Annotated in this window: 5 protein-coding genes and 1 pseudogene; all 6 read right to left on the bottom strand. The window is 37.9% G+C overall.

Annotated elements, in window-relative coordinates; genetic code table 11:
- A partial coding sequence (locus WMO25_RS12310) for a DNRLRE domain-containing protein (protein WP_349085534.1) occupies positions 1–3,634 on the bottom strand: 3,634 nt, incomplete at its 3' end.
- Positions 3,635–3,825: 191 nt separating this feature from the next.
- Positions 3,826–4,038 (bottom strand): GHKL domain-containing protein, encoded by a 213-nt coding sequence (locus tag WMO25_RS12305; RefSeq protein WP_243187882.1) that lies wholly within the window; start codon positions 4,036–4,038, stop codon positions 3,826–3,828.
- Between the two features lie 12 nt (positions 4,039–4,050).
- Positions 4,051–5,100, bottom strand: coding sequence for an ATP-binding protein (locus WMO25_RS12300; RefSeq protein WP_243187884.1), 1,050 nt, complete (start codon positions 5,098–5,100; stop codon positions 4,051–4,053).
- A complete protein-coding gene (locus WMO25_RS12295; protein WP_015513340.1) occupies positions 5,097–5,810 on the bottom strand; it encodes a LytR/AlgR family response regulator transcription factor in 714 nt (237 codons plus the stop codon). The genes WMO25_RS12300 and WMO25_RS12295 overlap by 4 nt, the downstream gene beginning before the upstream one ends.
- Positions 5,811–6,213: 403 nt before the next feature.
- Positions 6,214–6,774, bottom strand: a complete 561-nt coding sequence (locus WMO25_RS12290; protein WP_006426967.1) for a hypothetical protein — start codon at positions 6,772–6,774, stop codon at positions 6,214–6,216.
- Positions 6,775–6,854: 80 nt separating this feature from the next.
- Positions 6,855–7,364, bottom strand: a pseudogene (locus WMO25_RS12285) (glycoside hydrolase domain-containing protein); the annotation flags it as partial.

Here is a 7,364-nt window from a genome sequence, read left to right as displayed (position 1 = left end):
TCTTAGAAGTCAGATTACCATTCGCATCGTAACTGTTCGAGGTTACATTTCCAAGTGGATCTGTCATGGTAACTGCACGATTCATCGCGTCATACGTGAATCCCCATGCTGCTCCATTTTCATCCACATATCCGGTCATGTTCGGCCCGTCATACGAATACGTTGTTGTGACACCTCTGCCGTCTGTCTGGGATACCATACGATGTTTGTCATCGTAAGTATAGGTAATGGCTGTTCCATCCGGTTTTGTAGATGTGACCATATTTCCATTACCGTCATAACTGTAAGTAACCGTTGCTCCGTTATATCCAGTTGCACTGGTCAGCTTATTCTGCTCATTATAAGTATAAGAGGCTGTCTTTCCATCCTCTCTTGTCTCCGTTGCTACATTGCCAAATGCATCATAAGTGTAAGTTTTTGTTCCGGCTGCTGTCGTTTCGGAAGCAAGTTGATTTTCTGCATTATAAGTCTTTTCACAGGTTGTTCCATCCGGATATTCAATGGATGTTGTGCGGTACTGATCATCATAATGATAAACGGTCTTATTTCCTTCGTTATCTGTTGTTGTAGTAGAACTCTTTCCGTACTTGAAAGTTGCCGTTCCTTTTTCTGCATCAGTCTGCTCTACAACTCTTCCTTCTTTATCGTAAGTATTCTTTACAACCGTATTGCCATTCTCATCTTTCCAGCTTGTCATACGGCTGTCATCATCATACTGATATTCTTTTGTTGTTCCATTCGGGTCTGTTACAGATATCAGGTTTCCCTGCTCATCATATTTGTAAGAAACTTTTCCACCATCTGGAAGAGACAGTTCCTTGATATGCCCGAATTTATCCTGTTTTACCCCGAATGTTTTTCCGGATGGTGTTGTAATCTTACTCAGATTATAATCATCGTCATAATCTAATACTGTCTTAAATCCATTCACATCCGTTACATAACGTAAAATTCCATATTTATCAAATGACCAGACGCTCTGATCCGCATCTGTCAGTTCCCATCCGATGTAGTCATGGTCTGTATCTTTATAGCTGACTGCTTTTAAATCATATACATAACCATCCGGAGTAGTGTAGCTTCCATCTTCATTCTTATCAAAGATCAGATAACTTCCGTCCCCTCTCATATACAGAAGACTTCCGTCCTCCATTTGAGAAAGTGACTGGTCATAGTTAAAGCTCCATCCACGTCCGAACATGGAATGCTGGTCTGTTCCTTTGGAATTGTAGCTTCTTGTAATGGAGAATTCTCCATTCAGTTCATTCATCGTCGCATCGGACTGATCCATGTAGAAGTTACCAGTATTTAAGTTGACTGGTTCAAATCCAAATTCACAGTGCAGGCCTCTTCCCATCAATGCTCCGTCAATCCGCATCTTATCCTGATCGGTAAGCGGTGCAGGACTATATGGAACATTTGTCTGTGGGTTACGGATAAAGATCGTGTTATTTGCGACTACCAGTGCGTCCATAACCTGATTGTCTTTCATAATGTTCTTAAGCGGAACACCATAATATTTTGCAATCTTCGGGAATGTATCAAACTGCTTCACTTCATAGATCACAAAGCTGTCACTGGTCACTTCTTTTCCTGTTTCCAGCTTTCCATCAATCTCTTTCGATGCTTTTGCTTTGATCTTATAAAGCTTGTCCTTCGTCAGCCCTGAATACAGTGCACTCTGCCAGTTGGAATCTTTGCTGTAATACTTATTCGCCTCCGGGAACTGCTTATTGTATTCAGTACTGTCTGGATAGGAATACAATGGTTTTGCATCTGTTTCGTGATGTTCTTCATTTTCCTCATCTGGAAGCAGATAATATTCTACTGTAGATTTGCTCTTTGCAATTCCGTCTGCAAATACGGCATCAAACTTCAGCTTTCCATTTGTATTCTTTTCTGTCATCGGGCGAAGCAGGATCGTTGTTTCATCCAGTGACATATCTCGCAGATATGGATCTTCAGCCGGTGACCACTGGATGCTGAGTTTCGGTCCATAAACGGATGCCCTGTTATTCAGTACCTCACACTGCATAGAAGCTCCAAGGTTATTTGCCTCGGCAATGGCTACCAGTGCAAATCCGTTATTCGCATGAGTTCCCTGCACCCAGTCATTGACCAGATCTTTGACGTCATAATTGATATAGCTGTTCCTGCTGGTACTTGCATTCTGTACATCCTGAAACGTAAGATTTACTGGTTTTGTTTTCCATGTGATGGAGGTGTTCCACGACTGATCTACACGATAAAGTCCAAACTGGGATGCACCACCACTGTATGCAGTTTTCTGACTGACTGCAAATGTTGCACTGTCAATTTTGGAATCTTTCGGAATCTGACTAAAATTTGAATTTACTTTGATATAAGTCCGGCAGTTCTGGTGTGCAGTACCAAATCCTGCAAGGTTCCCAGACTTAATACCATCATCAAATCCGACATACGGATAATTGTTGTCACCAATCTGACTGGTAGGACTTCCCTCTTCCACACCGATCATGTTAAAGGAACTCTTCTGAATCTCTACTGGTGTCGGATCGATCCTGACCGGATACTGACGTTCTTCTGCCGAAAGCCAATCCCTATCTGGTTTTACGGTCAGGATTGTTTTTCCATCTTCTTCCCGAAGTTCCAATGTGATCAGGAAACTGATTTCCCCGGCAGCATCTTCCATTGATGGCGTCTCCAGAAGATACTTCGCATCTTTGATTGTCTTCCCTTCCGGATAGATATAGACCTGATTGTCTTTTACTTCTGCCTGATACCCCGGAATCTGCAGCTCGTATTCATAGACTTCCCTGTCTGTTGGCTGCTGAAGTACGATATCTTCCTTAATGCTGGAATCCAGTACTGTATACTGAACATCTGCGCCCTCGTAAACTTCATTATAAAGGATCGCATTGTCTTTAATAACGGAATGTGTATAATCTCCATCTACCGGAATGATCCCGATTCTGGTCTTTCCATTTTCAATCGTTACACCATTCTCTTCTGACATCTGTTCCGGAAGAAGGATAGCATAATCGTTTGCCTTGTTCTGATAAACTTCTGTTTTCTCTTCCTTTTCTTCAGTTGCCACTACACTGCTGGCTTCCTGTGCTTCTTCGGATGCCGGAGTATCTGCTTCTTCTGGTTTTACAAGTGTATTATCAACCAGCTCGGTATCTCCATCCTCATTCTTATAAGTTCCGACATAACCTCCATAAACGGTTGTATACTGCTTGTCCCCTGTCTTATAAGTCTTGGAAATGGCATCATAATCAATCAGTTCACCTTCCGGTTCTTCTGGAATCGGATAGTAATCCTGTGGTTCTTTCAACTCCACTTCTTTTTCCTGCGGATTTTCTTCTGTTTCTTCCGCTGGAGTTGTCTGTTCTTCCTGCGTCTCTGTATCTTCTGATGGCGTCGTTTCATTTTGTACGTCCGCATCAGACTGCTGACTCTTATCTTGTTCTCCAGATGTGGAATCTGTAATCCCTGCTTCCTCTTCCGTCAAAGCCTCTGGTCTGGAGAAATCTGCATTCTTCTGTACATCCTCAATGGCCTCTTTTGCCTGTACAAAAATAGGCTCTGTTCCCTGTAGTGCCATCAGGAGTGCAAGTACTAAGGCTATAGCCGACTTTCGAAATCTCTTCATAGTCTCTTTCTCCCTCTTGTAATCTTTTTCTATAATTCCTTTACAAAATAACCGCTACCCTCCTTTTTTCTGACTTTGGCACTACTATAATCTAAAAAATCACAAAATTTTCATAAATGGTAAAAATGCCCCTTGAGGTGGCAAAAATAGACGAAATCGGTCGAAAAAAATAGTAAGACACCATCGCCTTACTATTTTTCATCTAATTTCATATATAATAATATTTTCACTTGAAAGGATTTCTCCGTATGGCAGATCTCCATCTGACCATGATATTTTTCTACTACGAGTTTCACATTTTGTAATCCTATTCCATGTCCTTCTTTCCTGCTTTTCGTTGTCAGATAAATTCCATTCCGCACTTTTGGTGTATCTTTTATGCTATTCTCAATCTGGATATTCATGATTCCTTTTCCTTAATACATCTGAAACGATAATCTCCTTTCATCTGAAGCTGCTGTCCCACGAATAGCATTATCCATAAGATTTCCCACTATTATACTTATATCAAATAATTCTTCCCCTATATGATTCGGTATTTCTACAGAAATCTCCGGATTTTCAATTACTGATTTCGAATCTTCCAAAATATAATTCAGCAGATTATTCATATTACGGTTTTCTGTATATAAATGATGACATAAGGCTGTTCCGGCTATATTCTCCATTTGTTTCAGATACGATAGAATCTCTTCATTTCCTCCCGTTTTTGCCATTGCCCCTATTGTTGTAAGATGGTGCTTGTAATCATGATGTATCTTATTCAGCCTGTCCTGTGATTTCATCATCATCTCCAGTTCTTTTGCATACTGGCTCATCTGAATTTTCATCTCTTCCTGTTTTGCTGTTTCAATATAACTTTTCTGAACCTCATCGTGCAGATAGAAAATAAACACATTGATAAACAGTAAGAATAATACAATCGTAGACCGCACACCTCTTCTGTCTGGCAGCAATATCCTGATACAGACTATAATGCTGATCACCGGGACAGAAAGCATAGCAAGCCAATGACGGTTCTTTATATAATAACTTCTCTTTACACCTACTTTTCTTTCAATAATGACTTCCAGTAAAAAGAATATAAAATTTCCCATTACAATAGTTCCCGGTCCCATGTGATGATGCACCGGATTTCTTGCTACCGCATACCGTTGAAAGAACACGATTGGAATCCCATCACATAAAATTCCCATAATATATACCATAAGTGTATTCCAGACATGATGTTGCCAGTCTGCCTGATATGCCACTGTTATAATTAACAGAGCTATCAGCTCAAAGATCAGATCTCCGTACATCGTTCCCCACTGCATGCTTCCCCAGCATGAAAGCAGATATGCACAAAAATATGCAAATAGCTTTTGTGTATCCTCATTTTTTGGATACAGGATGGTATTGTAACGGAACACAGTATAAATCCAGAATAATTTACTTGTCAGATAAGTGATCAAATGGATATTCATAATCTTTTCTTCTCCGTTTGTAATAGTCTTTCCCTGACCTTCTTGCGATTTGCTTTACTGATACTGAGACGTGTCTTGTCTTTCATAACCACGTTGTCATATTCGTAATGCTCCACGTGTTCCATATTGATGAGATAGGACTTGTGAATCAGTAAGAAATATTCTTCTGTTACATCCGCTACATCCTTTAATTTTCCTCGATATTCATATTCTTTTTCCGATGTCACGATATGTACTCTTTTTCCCAGACTATAAAAATACAGGATCTTGTCATAAGAAATCTTGTGGATTCCTTTTGTATCCGTATATTCAAATATTTTCTTCCGTTCTTTTAACAGTTCCCGTAATTCACCTATCACCCGGAAAAGTTCTTCCTCTCGGATTGGCTTTACAAGAAAATCAAATGGATGAATACGGAATAATTTCATAGCATATTCCTGATATGTTGAAATATAGGTAATCCGCAGTTCTTTTCCATAATTTTTCTTTCGTATCTCCGTTCCGATATCAATTCCATTCTCATGTTCCAGACAAATATCAAGGAATAACATATCGTAGGATTCTTCTTCCAGCCTGTTAAGAAGCTGCTCCGCAGAATAGTATATTTCTATAGATATCTGACAGTCATTCGCTTTCCCATAATGGAGCAGCTTCTGTTCTAACCAATTACATAGGATGATGTCATCATCACAGATTGCAAGTTCTAGCATATTTTCTTACCCTCAGTCTTTCGTAACACGACAAATGGGGAAAAGAATCCCCTTCAATTCTTTTCCCGAATGGACATCACTAATTTTGTGTCATTTTTCCGATGCAACAGCACCACTTCCTTTGCTGTCTTATTTTGTCCTCTATATAATAAACACTTGAACAAGAAAAAACTGTCGCCATTTTATAATTTATTTATATTTTTTATGTTTTATTTATATTTTATCCAAATATTACAGCGATAACTAATAATGTCACCCCCTGCATTATTCTTTTTATTTTTAGCGTCATTTGATAAAACATCAACGTTTTTGATGGCAAAAAGGGAACCTGCAAAACCAGATTCCCTTTAAAATACATGCTCTTCTCTAAAAGGATGATAAATCCACCATCCTCTGCTTATTTTTAAAAACTTTTTCCTTTTTTACAATACTTATAAATATTAAATGGTTTTTCTTTTTTTTCAAATAAAATCCCTGTTGTTTTAATAATTTTTATAAGTTCATCCGACTCCATATCTGTCGTTTTAAATATAAATATTTTCTTTTCATTTGTTATGAAAAAAAAGAAGTTTTTATATAAGAACATTCTATCAATATTTTTAAATTCATAAATTTGATCTTCATCTATTTTAATTGCGTTTTCATCGATATCCACCGTTTCATATCCTGATCTACCCCAGACAAATTCATGAACATTTTTTTCAAAATTTTTACCAATCATTTGATACCAAATAATCCAAGCCACACAAGCCACACAAGTTCCAATCCCTATTCCAAACATCAAATAACTTTCCGACAGATAACAATTAATCGACAGTAAAAATTCTACAGGTGTAAAAATATAGATAATCATTCTACTTTTCTGTCTTGTTTTAAATAATTGATTAGGAATTATAAACCCAAGCGAAAGCATTCTTTCTAATTCTTCCCTATCCTCATCTGACACAATTGATTTAATATGCATTCTTCTTAATCCCCCTTTTGCCAGAGGTCCTCTTTATAAAATCGAACCTCTGGCCATTGTCTCTTTTATTCTTTTACAATTTACAGTGCTTGAATCAACAAACCAAAAACAGTACCTGCTCCAGCTGAAAATAAAGCAATAATTGACGGAATTGCATTTACAACTAATGCACCCGCAAGAACTAATATTACGGCTCCTGCCAGTATATTACTATGCTCTTTTGTGAATTCTACAACATTAAATTCAAGACCACTATTAGAATTTAATGTCATTGTAAAAATCAAAGCAACCGATATTGTCCACTCTTTTTCCTCTTCTGGCAGCAAATCTGATGTACTAAATACAATGGAAAACTCTACACTATTGGCAAAAACATTATTTATTTCAAAAGCAATATTACCAGATTTAACCGATAAAGCAATTTTTTCTATCGTATTTCCAAAGTTATCTGCTCCCTCTATACCTGTATCTGATAAATTTGATGAAATCTCCATAATTTGATTTTTGCAAGTTTGTGTCAATTCTCCATCATTTCCTATATCCACTTTTATATTATAAATTTTACCAGTTGAACTTTCAAGCGATGTGGA

The organism is Coprococcus intestinihominis, assembly GCF_040096555.1.
GTDB classification, from domain to species: Bacteria; Bacillota; Clostridia; order Lachnospirales; family Lachnospiraceae; genus Coprococcus_A; species Coprococcus_A intestinihominis.
This window is presented reverse-complemented; position numbering and strand designations above follow the sequence as displayed.